The sequence below is a fragment of the Blautia sp. HCP3S3_H10_2 genome, from assembly GCF_052122375.1.
GTDB lineage: Bacteria > Bacillota > Clostridia > Lachnospirales > Lachnospiraceae > Blautia_A.
Map to the genome: position 1 here is coordinate 282,513 of NZ_JBQKCL010000004.1, position 14,441 is coordinate 296,953.

Genomic DNA, 14,441 nt, shown 5'->3' on the forward strand with positions numbered 1-14,441 from the left:
TATATAAAATACAGGCGGAGAACTCCTCTCTGGAAATTCTCCGCCCCTTATTATACTACTTATTCGTCAGCAGCGTCAACCTTACTTGCGCGTGCTTCGATCTCTTTCTGCTGGATATCTCCAGGAGCCTGCTCATAGCGGGCAAATTCATAGGAGAAGTCACCACTTCCACCAGTCATGGAACGAAGATCTGTGGAATATCCATAGATTTCAAGCTGCGGAACATCGGCTTCGATGATGGTATTGCCGTTGTGATCCGGATTCATACCAAGAACACGGCCACGACGCTTATTCAGATCACCCATAACGTCACCGGTATATTTATCCGGAACAGTGACCTTCATGGAAACGATCGGCTCTAACAGTACAGGGGAAGCATCCATGAAGCCCTTCTTGAATGCGAGGATCGTTGCCATCTTAAATGCCATCTCAGAAGAATCTACCGGATGGTAGGAGCCATCATAGAGAGTTGCTTTCACACCAACTACCGGATATGCGGCAAGAGGTCCCTTCTGGACGCATTCCTGAAGTCCCTTCTCAACTGCCGGGAAGTAGTTCTTCGGAACTGCACCGCCAACAACAACCTGCTCAAATACATATGGAGTCTCCATGTCGCCAGACGGCTCAAAGCGCATCTTAACATGTCCATACTGTCCATGTCCACCGGACTGTTTCTTATGTTTCCCTTCCACATCAGAGTTCTTACGGATGGTCTCACGGAACGGAACCTTCGGTTTGGAAAGCTCTACATCCACTTTATAACGCTCTTTCAGCATGCTGACGATCACATCAAGATGCTGGTCGCCCATACCATAAATAAGGCTTTGGCGGTTAGCACCGTCATTCTCAATGCGGATTGTCTTATCTTCGCTTGCAATCTTGGCAAGAGCCTGGGAAATTTTATCCTCATCGCCCTTATTCACAGCCTTAAATCTCTTATAGGTATAAGGTGTGGAAAGGATTGCCTTCGGATAAAGAACCGGATTTGCCTTAGTTGCAAGGCTGTCACCTGTCTGTACGCTGGCTAATTTGGCAATGGCGCCGATATCGCCTGCGTGAAGCTCTGGAACCTCGATTGGCTTGGAGCCCTGGAGAACATATAATTTGTTCAGACGCTCTTCTGTGCCTTTCTCAACATTGAGAAGGGTATCGTCTGATTTGATAACACCGGAGCAAACCTTGATCAGGGAATATTTGCCAAGGAATGGATCCACGATGGATTTCCATACATATGCAGATTTCGCTTTGGCGAAGTCATAATTTGCTTCAAAAATCTCATTGGTCTTCTGGGAAATACCGTTGCAGGAACGCTTATCCGGGCTTGGGAAATATCCGCAGATGTCATCCAGAAGGTTGGATACGCCGCGAAGATTGATCGGGGATCCCATGCATACCGGAACAATACTTGCATCCTGTACATTGGTAGCAAGTGCTGCGGAAACTTCTGTTACGGAGAACTCATCTCCCTCAAAGTAACGATCCATGAATTCCTCACTGGTCTCTGCTACAGATTCCATCAGGATATCATGGTATTTCTCAAGGTATTCATCCAGATAGGAAGGAATCTCGCACTCTTCCTTCTGTCCCTTGTCGATATATTTTCTTCCGGCCTGCTTCACAACGTTTACATATCCCACAAACTTGCCATCTTCACGGATTGGGAAATGCAGCGGGGCAATCTTCTTGCCATAGAGTTCGGTAAGCTGGTCTACTACCTTACGGTAACTAACATCGTCCACGTCCATATCGGTAACAAAGATCATACGCGGAAGTTTATACTTCTCGCAGAGATTCCATGCCTTCTGTGTACCAACCTGTACACCGGCCTTACCTGATACTACGATGATTGCTGCGTCTGCAGCGCTGACAGCTTCCTCAACTTCTCCTACGAAGTCAAAATATCCGGGAGTGTCCAGAATGTTTACCTTGTTCTTCTGCCACGGAACCGGAATCAGAGATGTGGTGATGGAGAAATGTCGTTTGATTTCTTCTTTATCATAATCACTGACAGTGTTGCCATCTTCTACACGACCTAAACGGTTGGTCAAGCCTGCAAGATATGCCATTGCTTCTGCCAGAGTTGTCTTTCCAGCCCCACCGTGACCTAATAGGACTACATTTCTGATTCGGTCAGTTCTAAAAACGTCCATATGTAATACCTCCCTGTTTGTCTGATATGTTCATATTTTACTAAATATTCAGAAGAATTTCAAGTATTTTCTGGGATTTTGACGGTATTTTTTCAAAAAAGTTTAGATTATTTTGTCATTTCTGTAGGAATTGACAATTTGCAAGGAATCTCGTACAATAGCAGAAGACAGTTTTTCACTTTAACGAAGGAAAGGAAACACAATATATTATGAAGACAATCGGTTTTATCGGTCTCGGTCTGATCGGTGGTTCTATTGCCAAAGCAATCCGGAAATACCATCCGGACTACCATATTCTGGCCTACAACCGCAGCAAGGATGCACTTGCATCTGCGATCAGCAGCGGCATTATAGATGGAGTCTGTGAGGAAATGAAGGATCCCCGTTTCGGCTCCTGCGATTATGTATTTTTATGCGCTCCGGTAGAGATCAATCTGGAATGTCTTTCTTATCTGAAAGAAATCCGTCAGCCAGGCTGTATCATTACAGATGTAGGAAGTGTAAAGGGAATCATCCACCAGAAGGTGGAAGAGCTTGGCATGACAGACTGCTTTATCGGTGGTCACCCTATGGCAGGTTCTGAGAAGACCGGATTTAACCATTCCAATGAGCGCATCCTGGAAAATGCTTACTATATTCTTACGCCAGGCGGAGAAGTGGGTCTGGAATATATTTCAGATTTCACAGAGCTGGTCAGCTCCCTTGGGGCCATTCCTATGGTCCTGACTGCGGAGGAACACGATTTCATCACAGCAGGGGTCAGCCATCTGCCACACATTATCGCCTCTGCCCTTGTAAACCTGGTAAAAACACTGGATAATGACGCAGAATACATGAAGACTATCGCAGCAGGCGGTTTCCGCGATATTACCAGAATCGCCTCTTCTTCCCCTGTTATGTGGCAGCAGATCTGCATGGAAAACCATGAGAATATCTCCAATGTCCTTGACGATTATATCCGCATGCTGATCCAGATCCGCTGTTCGGTAGACAACTGCGCTACTGACGGCAAGGAGGCAGATGCCATTTACCAGATGTTTGCAAGCTCCAGGGATTACCGTGACTCCATTGACGTTGTTGATAACGGCCCTATCCGTAAAGCATATGTACTTTATCTGGATATTGCCGATGAGGCCGGTGGAATTGCCACTATCGCAACCATTCTTGCCATGGATAAAATCAGTATTAAGAACATCGGGATCATTCACAACCGTGAATTCGAACAGGGTGTTCTGAAGATTGAATTTTACGAGCAGGATGCTATGGAGCGGGGCATTGCGCTTCTTAAGAAACGTAATTATATAGTATATGAACGTTAATTCTAACGGGAATATTTTTCAGAATGCACCCTGACGTATGCAACGAAGCTACAGCTATTCAACAACAATTATTGATTATAGGACTAATTACTATGGAAATTAAAAAACTTACCAATCTCCACGGCGAAGTCACCGTACCGGGGGATAAATCCATCTCCCATCGTGCCGTCATGTTTGGTTCCCTTGCCAAGGGAACCACTAAGATCACCCATTTTCTGGAAGGAGCTGACTGCCTTTCCACCATCTCCTGTTTTCGCAAAATGGGCATCGAAATTGAAAATCATAAAGGAGAAATCCTGGTTCATGGAAAAGGACTTCACGGGCTTTTGCCTCCCACAGATATTCTGGATGTGGGAAACAGCGGTACCACTACCCGCCTGATTTCCGGAATTCTTGCAGGACAGGATTTTGTATCAGAACTTACAGGTGACGACTCTATCCAGAGCCGTCCCATGAAGCGGATCATGACTCCCCTTCTTTCTATGGGCGCTGATATTACCAGTATAAAGGGGAACAACTGCGTCCCCTTGCGGATTGCCGGACATCCGCTGAAGGGCATCCACTATGATTCCCCGGTTGCCTCCGCACAGGTAAAATCCTGCGTACTTCTGGCCGGAATGTATGCTGATGATATTACCAGCGTCACAGAGCCGGTTCTTTCCAGGAATCATACTGAGATCATGCTGAACTATTTCGGCGCAAAGGTAACCTCTGAGGGAACCACCGCTTCCATCCTTCCAGAGCCTTCCCTTTTTGCAAGGGAAATTACTGTACCTGGGGATATTTCTTCCGCTGCTTATTTCATTGCTGCCGGTCTGCTTGTTCCAGGAAGTGAGATTCTTCTGAAAAACGTAGGCATTAATCCTACAAGAGACGGACTGCTCCGCGTCTGCAAGGATATGGGAGCTGACATTACCATGCTGAACACAAACATGGATGGAGAACCTACTGCCGATCTTCTGATCCGCACCAGTTCTCTCCATGGCACAACTGTAGGAGGTGAAATCGTTCCTACACTTATTGATGAAATCCCGATGATTGCTATTATGGCTGCTTTTGCAGAGGGCACCACTGTGATCAAGGATGCAAAAGAGCTGAAAGTAAAAGAATCCGACCGCATTCTGGTCATGGCCGAAAACCTTTCCCGCATGGGTGCCGATATCACCCCTACTGATGACGGCATGATCATATATGGCGGCAGGCCGCTTCATGGAGCTACCATTGACCCACATCTGGATCACCGTATCGCTATGTCTTTTGCAGTTGCAGGTCTGCTCTGCGACGGCCCACTCTTTATCAAAGACGGAGACTGCGTGAGGATTTCTTATCCTGAATTTTATGAAGATCTGTATAGATTAGGGGAATAACAGGAACTAAAAAGCCAGGAATTAAGATAAGTATTTACAGCTTCTGTTTAGTTCCTGGCTTTTTGGTTTTATATTTCTTCTTTTTCTCTTTTGTTTTATCTTCTTATTCTATTTTTTCCATTCTGGTTCACTTGTTATTTCGTCTTCTATATGTTAAATAATAGTCAATTTCTTTTCTCTGTTTTTATTAATTATGCACTATTTTTCTTGTTTCTTGTTTCTCTATTTTTGCATTTTTAACATTATATTTCTTTTTGTTCATTTTTATTTTATTATTCGCTTTATTTTTCTGTTGTAGTTTGATATTTTTTTAACGTATTTACCAAAGTTAAAAAACTTTTCCTTTTCCTCTTTTTTTCTTCTGGGAAATAACGTATAATCTGCCTGTAAGTTGAGCAACACTAAATCATAAATACGAATAAAGCAAAAGAGATCAGCCCAGACAAAAGAGCGGCTGATACAGGAAAGGAGCCAGAAATTATGAAGATTTTATTTTACGGAACAAAAAATTATGACGAACAGTTTTTTGACAAGCTTCTGCCTGAATTTCCAGGTATTGAGATTAAATTTATTGAGGCCAATATTCATGAAGAGACCGCTTCCCTTGCAAAAGGATACGAAGCCATCTGTGCATTCGTAAATGCAGATCTTGGCTCTAAGGTTATTGAAGAACTTCATCAGCAGGGCGTGAAGTTGATTCTCATGCGCTGCGCAGGTTATAACAACGTAGATCTGAAAACCGCACAAAAATACGGAATCAAAGTTCTCCGCGTACCAGGCTACTCCCCGGAGGCGGTTGCTGAACATGCAATGGCACTTGCCCTTACCGCCAACCGCCACACACACAAGGCTTACATCAAATGCCGTGAGAACAACTTCACCTTGAACGGTCTTATGGGTGTGAATCTCTATAAGAAAACAGCCGGAATCATCGGTACCGGTAAAATCGGCCAGGCAATGGCGCGGATCTGCAAGGGCTTCGGCATGCGTGTTATCGCATATGATCTTTTCCCGAATAAAAGCCTGGATTTCCTGGAATATGTTTCTCTCGACGAACTGCTTGCCACCAGCGATCTGATCAGTCTGCACTGCCCGCTCACTGACGAGACGAAACATATCATTAATGAAAAAACCATTGCACAGATGAAGGATGGAGTTATTCTGGTAAACACCTCCCGCGGCGGTCTGATCAAAACAGAGGATCTGATTTCCGGTATCCGCGACCACAAGTTCTTTGCCGTTGGCCTGGATGTTTACGAGGAAGAATCCGACTATGTATTCGAGGATCTGTCTGAAAGCATCATGCAGACTTCCCTGATCCAGCGTCTTCTCTCCTTCCCGAACGTAACCATGACTTCCCACCAGGGATTCTTTACAGAAGAAGCCCTCACGAACATTGCCGAGACAACCATGGAGAATGCACGGGCATATATGAATGGAGAAGAACTGAGAAATGAGGTTCTGTCATAAAAGCAAAAACTGGCTTTCGCGCATGTTTTTTATAACGCGCGAAAGCCAGTCTTTTTTCTTTGCATAGAGCAATATTTTTTTACACCTTATTTATAAAATCAGCATAGCATCCCCAAAGGAAAAAAATCGATATCTCTCCTGCACTGCCACTTCATAGGCATGCATAATATTCTCTTTTCCAGCAAGTGCCGATACCAGCATCACTAAGGTAGACTCTGGCAGATGGAAATTGGTAATCAGGCCATCGATCATTTTGAACTTATAGCCCGGATAAATAAAAATCTCTGTCCAGCCATTTCCAGCCTTCAGGATTCTATCTTCGCCAGTGGCAGATTCCAGGGTACGGCAGCTGGTGGTTCCTACTGCGATCACACGTCCGCCATTTTTCTTCGTATCATTGATCAGCTTTGCCTGATCTTCTTCCACAATATAGAATTCCGAATGCATATGGTGCTGTTCCACATCATCCACCTTAACCGGGCGGAAAGTTCCAAGGCCTACATGAAGAGTCACATGGGCAATATTTACCCCCTTTGCCTTCACCTGCTCCAGAAGCTCTTTGGTAAAATGAAGTCCCGCTGTGGGAGCTGCTGCAGAGCCCTCATTCTTGGCATAAACGGTCTGATATCGGTTCTTATCCTTTAATTTATGGGTGATATAAGGAGGCAGCGGCATTTCGCCCAGCTGATCCAGGATTTCTTCAAAAATACCCTCATAATGAAACTGGATCAGACGGTTGCCCTCGTCCACCACATCAATGATCTCACCTTTTAAAATGCCGTCTCCAAATGTGATCTTCGCGCCGGGGCGGGCCTTCTTCCCCGGTTTTACCAAGCACTCCCAGATATCATTTTCTCTTCTTTTCAGAAGCAGAATCTCGATCACTGCCCCTGTTTCTTCCTTATGTCCATAAAGTCTTGCCGGGATAACCTTGGTATCATTGATAACCAGAGTATCACCCTTGTTCAAATAGTCCAGTATATCCCTGAAATGGCGATGTTCAATACTTCCATCTGCCATAGAAAGATGCATAAGTCTGGAAGAGCTTCTGTCCTCCAGCGGGTCCTGGGCAATCAGCTCCTGAGGGAGCTCATAGTAAAAATCAGATGTTCTCATCTTTGGATTCCTCCTCTTTCCACTGCTTTTTCAGCTGCCGCACAAAATTCCATTCTTTATTGGTAAGATCCGCCTTTTTCAGCAGATCCGGGCGTCTTTTCGCAGTACGAATGATAGACTGCTCTCTCCGCCACTTTTCGATATTCGCATGATGACCGGACATCAAAACCTCCGGGACCTTTTTGCCATGCCATTCTTCCGGCCGGCTATACTGGGGATATTCCAGCAGATTTCCTGCAAAAGACTCTGTCTCACCGGATTCCTGATTACTAAGCACTCCCGGAACCATTCTGGAAATAGAATCCATCATGACCATCGCCGGAAGTTCGCCCCCTGTGAGCACATAATCACCGATTGACACATAATCTGTAACGATTTCTTCCAGGACTCTCTCATCAATTCCCTCATAATGACCGCAGAGGAAAACCAGGTCTTCTTCTTTCGCCATATCCCGGGCCATCTGCTGATTAAATACCTGTCCCTGAGGGGTCAGATACACCACCCGGGGACGTTTCCCCGCTTTTTGGACAATTGCTTCATAAGCCAGATAAACCGGCTCTGCCTGCATCAGCATTCCAGCTCCGCCGCCGTAAGTATAATCATCCACCTTCTGATGCTTGTTAAATGCATAGTCCCGGATATTCACAGCTTCCACAGAAAGAATCCCGGCATTGATCGCCCGTCCTGTGATACTGGTGTTCATCCCATTCTGGATCATTTCCGGAAAAAGGGTCAAAACATGGAAATTCATTTATAAAAGTCCTTTCATCAAATGTACCGTCATCACATTCTCCTCCAGATCCACATCAAGGATACATTCCTTGATTGCAGGAAGAAGCACCTCCTGGTGATCCGGAAGCTCTACCACGTAAACATCATTGGCACCTGTCTCCATAACATCCTTCAAAGTTCCAAAATGGGTATTGTCCTCCAGGACAACCTCCATACCGATCAGATCGCCAATGTAATATTCATCTTCATCCAGCTCCTGGGCTTCCTCTCTTGGAACCCACAGGTCTCTTCCTTTGTACATTTCAATATCATTTATATTATCGATCCCGTTAAATTTCAGGATCACAAGATTCTTAAAAAATTTCACATTCCGGATTTCCAGCTTTTTCATCTCTCTGCCGGCATCCAGAAGCACATATTCCAGATCCAGGAACCGTTCTGGGTCAGTGGTAGGAAAAACCTTCACTTCGCCTCTTACACCGTGAGTAGTGGTAATTACTCCAACCTTCAATAAATCTTCCATTCAAAACTCCTTTACAGTCTAGCCTGTGCGATATCCATAAATCCATCATGCAAGCATGCTGGATTCATGGCTGCCGCACAGGACTTTCATAGTAAAAACAGGAGCCATGTCTCCACAGCTCCTGCCATATATCTTGCTTATTATTGCAGAATATCTACAATCACTTTTTTGCTGCTTTTGGAAGAAGCCGCTTTCACTACGGTACGGATTGCCTTGGCGATTCTGCCCTGGCGACCGATTACCTTACCCATATCAGATGCTCCCACCTTCAATTCAACGACAACAGCATCGTCCTTCTCTGTTTCGGTAACGACTACTTCATCCGGATTTTCAACAAGAGATTTTGCAATTACTTCTACTAATTCTTTCATTACACACCTCCCTGGCCTGCAAGATAATTCGATTATTTCTCGATTCCGGCCTGTTTCAGGATCTTAGCAACAACTTCTGTAGGCTGAGCACCGTTTGCAAGCCATTTCTTAGCTGCTTCTTCGTCAACCTTGCATACGCTTGGCTCCTGGTTCGGATCATAAGTACCGATCTCTTCGATACATCTTCCATCACGTTTGCTGCGGGAATCTGCAACAACGATTCTATAGTAAGGTGCTTTCTTCTGTCCCATTCTTCTTAATCTGATCTTAACTGCCATTTTAATTTTCCTCCAATTTACTTTCTCTTTATTAGTTTAATTTGATTATTATATGTTAAAAAGGAAGCTTGAAGCCGCCTCTTTTACCACCCATTTTGCCGCCGCCCATCAGGCCCGGCATCTGCTTCATCATCTTCTTGCTCTGCTCAAACTGCTTCACAAGGCGATTGACTTCTGCAACATCCACACCAGCACCTCTAGCAATTCTGTTCTTACGGGAAATATTCAGGATTCCCGGATTGGAGCGCTCCTGTGGAGTCATGGAAAGGATAATGGACTTCGTTCTGTCCATTGCTTTCTCATCGATCATACTCTCCACATCCTTCATCTTGCTTCCCATTCCCGGGAGCATATTCAGGATACTGGAAATACCGCCCATTTTATTCATCTGCTCAAGGCTGGTAAGATAGTCATTGAAATCAAAATCCATCTTCTTCAGCTTCTTGGACATCTCCTGAGCTGCTTCCTGATCAACAGCTGCCTCAGCTTTCTCGATCAGGCTCATTACATCTCCCATACCAAGGATACGGGATGCCATTCTCTCTGGATAAAACTGCTCCAGATCGGATAATTTCTCACCCATACCTACATACAGGATCGGCTTGCCTGTCACGGCTTTGATGGAAAGGGCTGCACCACCTCTTGTGTCACCATCCATCTTGGTCAGGATCACACCGTCAATTCCAACCTTCTCTGAAAAGGTCTGGGCTACATTGACTGCATCCTGTCCTGTCATGGCGTCTACTACAAGAACTGTAGCATCCACCTCAATATTAGACTTAATATCAGCAAGCTCCTGCATCATGTCCTCGTCAACATGAAGACGTCCTGCTGTATCAATAATCACTACATTCTGCTGATTCGCCTTGGCATGGGCTACTGCTGCCTTGGCAATGTCCACCGGGCTCTGCTTGTCACCCATGGTAAAGACTTCCACGCCCTGTTTCTCACCATTTACCTGCAGCTGTGTGATCGCTGCCGGTCTGTATACATCACAGGCTACCAGAAGAGGTCTCTTACCCTTGGATTTGATCTTACCTGCAAGCTTGGCTGCGGTAGTCGTCTTACCAGCACCCTGGAGACCTGCCATCATGATAACAGTCAGATCATTTCCCTGCTTAATCGGAAGCTCTGTAGTCTCGCTTCCCATAAGATTAACCAGCTCTTCATTAACAATCTTGATGACCATCTGGCCTGGGTTCAGTCCGTTCATCACGTCCTGTCCAACTGCACGTTCCTGTACAGACTTTGTGAACTGCTTCACAACTCTGAAGTTAACGTCCGCTTCAAGGAGTGCCATCTTAACTTCCTTAAGAGCGATCTTAACATCCTCTTCTGTCAGACGGCCTTTACTTCTAAGCTTCTTGAATACATTCTGAAGTTTATCTGTCAAGCTTTCAAATGCCATGAATTATAACTCCTCTAAAATAACATTGGATATTGCCACTATATCATCAGCGTGATATCCGGATGCAAGCTCATGTATCTTCCGTACCTGTCCCCGGATATTCACAAACTTCTCTACCAAATGCAGCTTCTCTTCATATCCCTCTAATGCCTTGTCACAGCGTCTAATCATATCATGCACGCCCTGACGGCTGATATTCAGTTCCTCTGCAACCTCACTTAAAGAATAATCCTCCAGAACCACGCTCTCGTAGATCTGCTGCTGTCTCTTCGTAAGAAGCTCTCCGTAAAAATCATAGAGTAAAGTACGTTCTACAAACTTTTCCATTCGTTATCACCTTGGGTATCATAACGTATTTTGCAAGCTGTGTCAAGTATTTTTTCTTTACAAAGTAAAACATCTTACTGGATCAGGCTGTCATCATCAAAATAATTGATTCTCATAGATGCCTTCACATCTTTAAGAGTCTCAGCTGCTTTCGCTTCTGCCACTTTGCTGCCCTCTCTTAAGATATCGTAAACATCCGGAATACGCTGCTCCCACATTTTACGGCGCTCACGGATCGGGCCAAGTTCAGCCTGGAGAACATTGTTCAGGAACTTCTTTACCTTAACATCCCCAAGTCCGCCTCTCTTATAATGATCCTTCAACTCATCCAGATTCTGGTAATCCGGAAGGAATTCCGGGAAATACTCCGGCTTGCAGAACGCATCCAGGTAAATAAATACCGGATTGCCATCTACATTTCCAGGGTCCTGTACCCGAAGATGATTCGGGTCTGTAAACATGGACATGACTTTCTTCTTCACTTCGTCTGCCTCATCAGAAAGATAGATACAGTTTCCAAGGGATTTACTCATTTTCGCCTTGCCATCAATACCCGGCAGACGCAGGCAGGCCTTGTTAGATGGAAGCACGATCTCAGGCTCAGTAAGAGTCTCTCCATATACGGTATTAAACTTGTGTACGATTTCCTTACACTGCTCCAGCATCGGAAGCTGATCCTCTCCAACCGGAACCTGGGTAGCACGGAAAGCTGTGATATCTGCCGCCTGACTGATCGGGTAACAGAAGAAACCAACCGGAATGCTTGCTTCAAAATTACGCTGCTGGATCTCGGATTTTACGGTAGGGTTACGCTGTACACGGGCAACCGTAACCAGATTCATATAATAGAACGTAAGCTCTGTAAGCTCTGGAACCATGGACTGAATAAAAATGGTGGATTTCTCCGGATCAATCCCACATGCCAGATAGTCAAGTGCTACCTGGATGATATTCTGGCGCACCTTCTCCGGATGCTCTGCATTGTCAGTCAGGGCCTGGGCATCTGCGATCATAATGTAAATCTCATCATAATCTCCAGAATTCTGAAGCTTCACACGCTCCGATAAGGAACCTACATAATGTCCCACATGAAGACGTCCGGTAGGACGGTCTCCTGTTAAAATTACCTTCTTCATAGTTTGTTTGCTACTCCTTATATTTACACTGTATCATTTTTTATTAAAGACTTGCACGGATCACCTTCGGTCTGCAGCCTGCAGTCTCAAGTGCCTTCACGATCTGATTCTTATGATCGGTACCAAATGCCTCCAAAGTGATCTTCAGCTCTACTGCCGCGTTACGGTTGGTGCTTACAAACTGGTTATGATCCAGCTTGATTACATTGCCCTGTTTTTCCGCAATAATAGAAGCAACACGTACCAGCTCACCTGGCTTATCCGGGATCAGTACAGATACTGTGAAGATTCTGTCCCGTTGGATCAGACCATGCTGTACTACAGAAGACATTGTGATAACATCCATATTTCCACCGCTTAAGATAGAAACAACCTTCTTGTTCTTAAAATCAAGGTGGCGAAGTGCTGCAACAGTCAAAAGACCGGAGTTCTCAACGATCATCTTGTGATTTTCTACCATGTCAAGGAATGCAACGATCAGCTCGTCGTCCTCAATAGTGATGATTCCATCCAGATTTTCCTGGATATATGGGAAAATATGAGAACCAGGAGTCTGTACTGCAGTACCATCTGCAATGGTATTGACATGAGGAAGTGTGACAACCTCGCCCTTTTCCAGGGAAGCCTTCATGCAGGCAGCCCCAGCAGGCTCAACACCGATTACTTTAATATGAGGATTAAGAAGCTTGGCAAGTGTGGAAACACCTGTAGCAAGTCCACCGCCACCGATTGGAACCAGAATGTAGTCTACAAGCGGAAGCTCCTGGATGATCTCCATGGCAATGGTACCCTGACCTGTGGCAACTGCCGGGTCATCAAATGGATGAATGAACCTATATCCCTCCTGCTCTGCCAGCTCCAGGGCATACGCGCATGCCTCGTCATATACATCCCCGTGAAGGATTACTTCTGCGCCGTAACCTTTGGTACGCTCCACCTTAATAAGAGGTGTCGTGGTGGGCATAACGATTACCGCTTTCACACCGTATTTGTGTGCTGCATAGGCAACGCCCTGTGCATGATTTCCTGCGGAAGCAGTGATCAGGCCTTTTCCTCTTTCTTCATCGGAAAGAGTGCTGATCTTATAATAAGCTCCACGTACCTTATAGGCACCTGTTCTCTGCATGTTCTCTGGTTTGAAGAAAACCTTATTTCCAGTAAGTTCAGAGAAATAGCTGCTCTTCACCAGCTTGGTCTCCTGGGTCACCTGCTTAACTATTTCTGCCGCTTCTTCAAAACTCTCTAATGTAAGCATTTTTATTTTCCTCCTGCTGTCTCTTTTTGAAATGTCATTTTGTCAATTCTCTTCCGGATGGATATCAAACAGCGCATCTACGAAAGAATTCGCGTCGAATTTCTGTAAGTCGTCAATGCTCTCACCGACACCGATATATTTCACCGGAATGTCAAGCTCAGACTGGATGGCAACTGCAATGCCGCCCTTGGCTGTACCATCCAGCTTCGTCAGAATGATACCGGTTACATTTGCCACCTCAGCAAACTGTCTCGCCTGTACAAGTGCATTCTGTCCTGTGGTTCCATCCAGAACCACCAGAGTCTCCAGATAAGCCTCCGGGTACTCCTTCTCCAGAATGCGGTAAATCTTGCGAAGCTCCTCCATAAGATTCTTCTTATTATGAAGTCTTCCCGCGGTATCGCAGATCAGCACATCCGCATTACGTGCCTTGGCTGCTGCCACTGCATCATAGACAACGGACGCCGGGTCTGCCCCATCCTGACCGCCAATGATTTCCACACCGGCACGGTTCGCCCACTGGGTCAGCTGCTCCCCTGCTGCCGCACGGAATGTATCTGCTGCTCCAAGGATAACCTTTTTGCCCTGGTCCTTCAGTTTGCCTGCAAGCTTACCCACGGAAGTTGTCTTACCAACACCATTGACACCGATTACAAGAATTACGGATTTGCGGTTCTCAAACTCATATTCTGTGCTGTCCACTGTCATCTGATCCTTGATGGTATCGATCAGAAGCTCCTTGCACTCCTTAGGATCCTTGATATTACGGATCTTTACCTGCTCTTTCAGCTTCTCCAGAATAGATGTGGTGGCATTGATACCAATATCACCCATGATCAGGATTTCTTCCAGTTCCTCATAAAAATCATCATCTATTGAAGAATAGCCGGTAAAAAGAGAATCAAATCCTGCCACGATATTATCTCTGGTCTTTGTCAGTCCACTGACAAGTCTTTTAAAAAAGCCTTTCTTTTCCTCTGCCATTTCCT

14 protein-coding genes are annotated in these 14,441 nt (G+C 45.3%); 3 read left to right on the forward strand and 11 right to left on the reverse strand.

The features are described 5' to 3' along the window. Positions 1 to 59: 59 nt before the first annotated feature. On the reverse strand, positions 60 to 2,150 hold the full coding sequence (locus ACTQWB_RS06185; protein WP_441500662.1) for an elongation factor G: 2,091 nt from the start codon (positions 2,148 to 2,150) through the stop codon (positions 60 to 62). A 209-nt stretch (positions 2,151 to 2,359) separates the two neighbouring features. Here ACTQWB_RS06185 and ACTQWB_RS06190 point away from each other — a divergent pair, with 209 nt between their 5' ends. From ACTQWB_RS06190 to ACTQWB_RS06200, 3 genes are all read left to right on the forward strand, one after another. Further along, positions 2,360 to 3,469, forward strand: coding sequence for a prephenate dehydrogenase (locus ACTQWB_RS06190; RefSeq protein WP_441500661.1), 1,110 nt, complete (start codon positions 2,360 to 2,362; stop codon positions 3,467 to 3,469). A gap of 92 nt (positions 3,470 to 3,561) precedes the next feature. Then, positions 3,562 to 4,836 carry a 3-phosphoshikimate 1-carboxyvinyltransferase gene (aroA, locus tag ACTQWB_RS06195; protein ID WP_441500660.1) on the forward strand — a complete coding sequence of 425 codons (1,275 nt, stop codon included), beginning with the start codon at positions 3,562 to 3,564 and terminating at the stop codon, positions 4,834 to 4,836. A 480-nt stretch (positions 4,837 to 5,316) separates the two neighbouring features. Further along, positions 5,317 to 6,306 carry a 2-hydroxyacid dehydrogenase gene (locus ACTQWB_RS06200; protein ID WP_441500659.1) on the forward strand — a complete coding sequence of 330 codons (990 nt, stop codon included), beginning with the start codon at positions 5,317 to 5,319 and terminating at the stop codon, positions 6,304 to 6,306. 90 nt (positions 6,307 to 6,396) lie between these two features. Here ACTQWB_RS06200 and queA read toward each other — a convergent pair whose 3' ends face one another. The 10 genes from queA to ftsY form a co-directional block, all read right to left on the reverse strand. Continuing rightward, positions 6,397 to 7,422, reverse strand: a complete 1,026-nt coding sequence (gene queA / locus ACTQWB_RS06205) for a tRNA preQ1(34) S-adenosylmethionine ribosyltransferase-isomerase QueA (protein WP_441500658.1) — start codon at positions 7,420 to 7,422, stop codon at positions 6,397 to 6,399. Further along, a complete protein-coding gene (trmD, locus tag ACTQWB_RS06210; RefSeq protein ID WP_441500657.1) occupies positions 7,409 to 8,173 on the reverse strand; it encodes a tRNA (guanosine(37)-N1)-methyltransferase TrmD in 765 nt (254 codons plus the stop codon). The genes queA and trmD overlap by 14 nt, the downstream gene beginning before the upstream one ends. Next, on the reverse strand, positions 8,174 to 8,677 hold the full coding sequence (gene rimM, locus ACTQWB_RS06215) for a ribosome maturation factor RimM (protein ID WP_441483391.1): 504 nt from the start codon (positions 8,675 to 8,677) through the stop codon (positions 8,174 to 8,176). A gap of 140 nt (positions 8,678 to 8,817) precedes the next feature. Continuing rightward, on the reverse strand, positions 8,818 to 9,048 hold the full coding sequence (locus ACTQWB_RS06220) for a KH domain-containing protein (protein ID WP_441500656.1): 231 nt from the start codon (positions 9,046 to 9,048) through the stop codon (positions 8,818 to 8,820). Positions 9,049 to 9,080: 32 nt separating this feature from the next. Further along, positions 9,081 to 9,326 (reverse strand): 30S ribosomal protein S16, encoded by a 246-nt coding sequence (gene rpsP, locus ACTQWB_RS06225; protein ID WP_117852013.1) that lies wholly within the window; start codon positions 9,324 to 9,326, stop codon positions 9,081 to 9,083. Positions 9,327 to 9,381: 55 nt separating this feature from the next. Further along, positions 9,382 to 10,734: a signal recognition particle protein gene (ffh, locus tag ACTQWB_RS06230; protein ID WP_441500655.1), complete on the reverse strand. Its 1,353-nt coding sequence runs from the start codon at positions 10,732 to 10,734 to the stop codon at positions 9,382 to 9,384. 3 nt (positions 10,735 to 10,737) lie between these two features. Further along, positions 10,738 to 11,061, reverse strand: a complete 324-nt coding sequence (ylxM, locus tag ACTQWB_RS06235; RefSeq protein ID WP_441500654.1) for a YlxM family DNA-binding protein — start codon at positions 11,059 to 11,061, stop codon at positions 10,738 to 10,740. A 74-nt stretch (positions 11,062 to 11,135) separates the two neighbouring features. Next, complete coding sequence (gene trpS, locus ACTQWB_RS06240; protein WP_441500653.1) at positions 11,136 to 12,197, reverse strand: tryptophan--tRNA ligase; 1,062 nt, start codon at positions 12,195 to 12,197, stop codon at positions 11,136 to 11,138. 43 nt (positions 12,198 to 12,240) lie between these two features. Then, positions 12,241 to 13,452 carry a threonine ammonia-lyase gene (gene ilvA, locus ACTQWB_RS06245; RefSeq protein ID WP_441500652.1) on the reverse strand — a complete coding sequence of 404 codons (1,212 nt, stop codon included), beginning with the start codon at positions 13,450 to 13,452 and terminating at the stop codon, positions 12,241 to 12,243. 42 nt (positions 13,453 to 13,494) lie between these two features. Then, a complete protein-coding gene (gene ftsY, locus ACTQWB_RS06250; RefSeq protein ID WP_441500651.1) occupies positions 13,495 to 14,436 on the reverse strand; it encodes a signal recognition particle-docking protein FtsY in 942 nt (313 codons plus the stop codon). Positions 14,437 to 14,441: the final 5 nt, after the last annotated feature.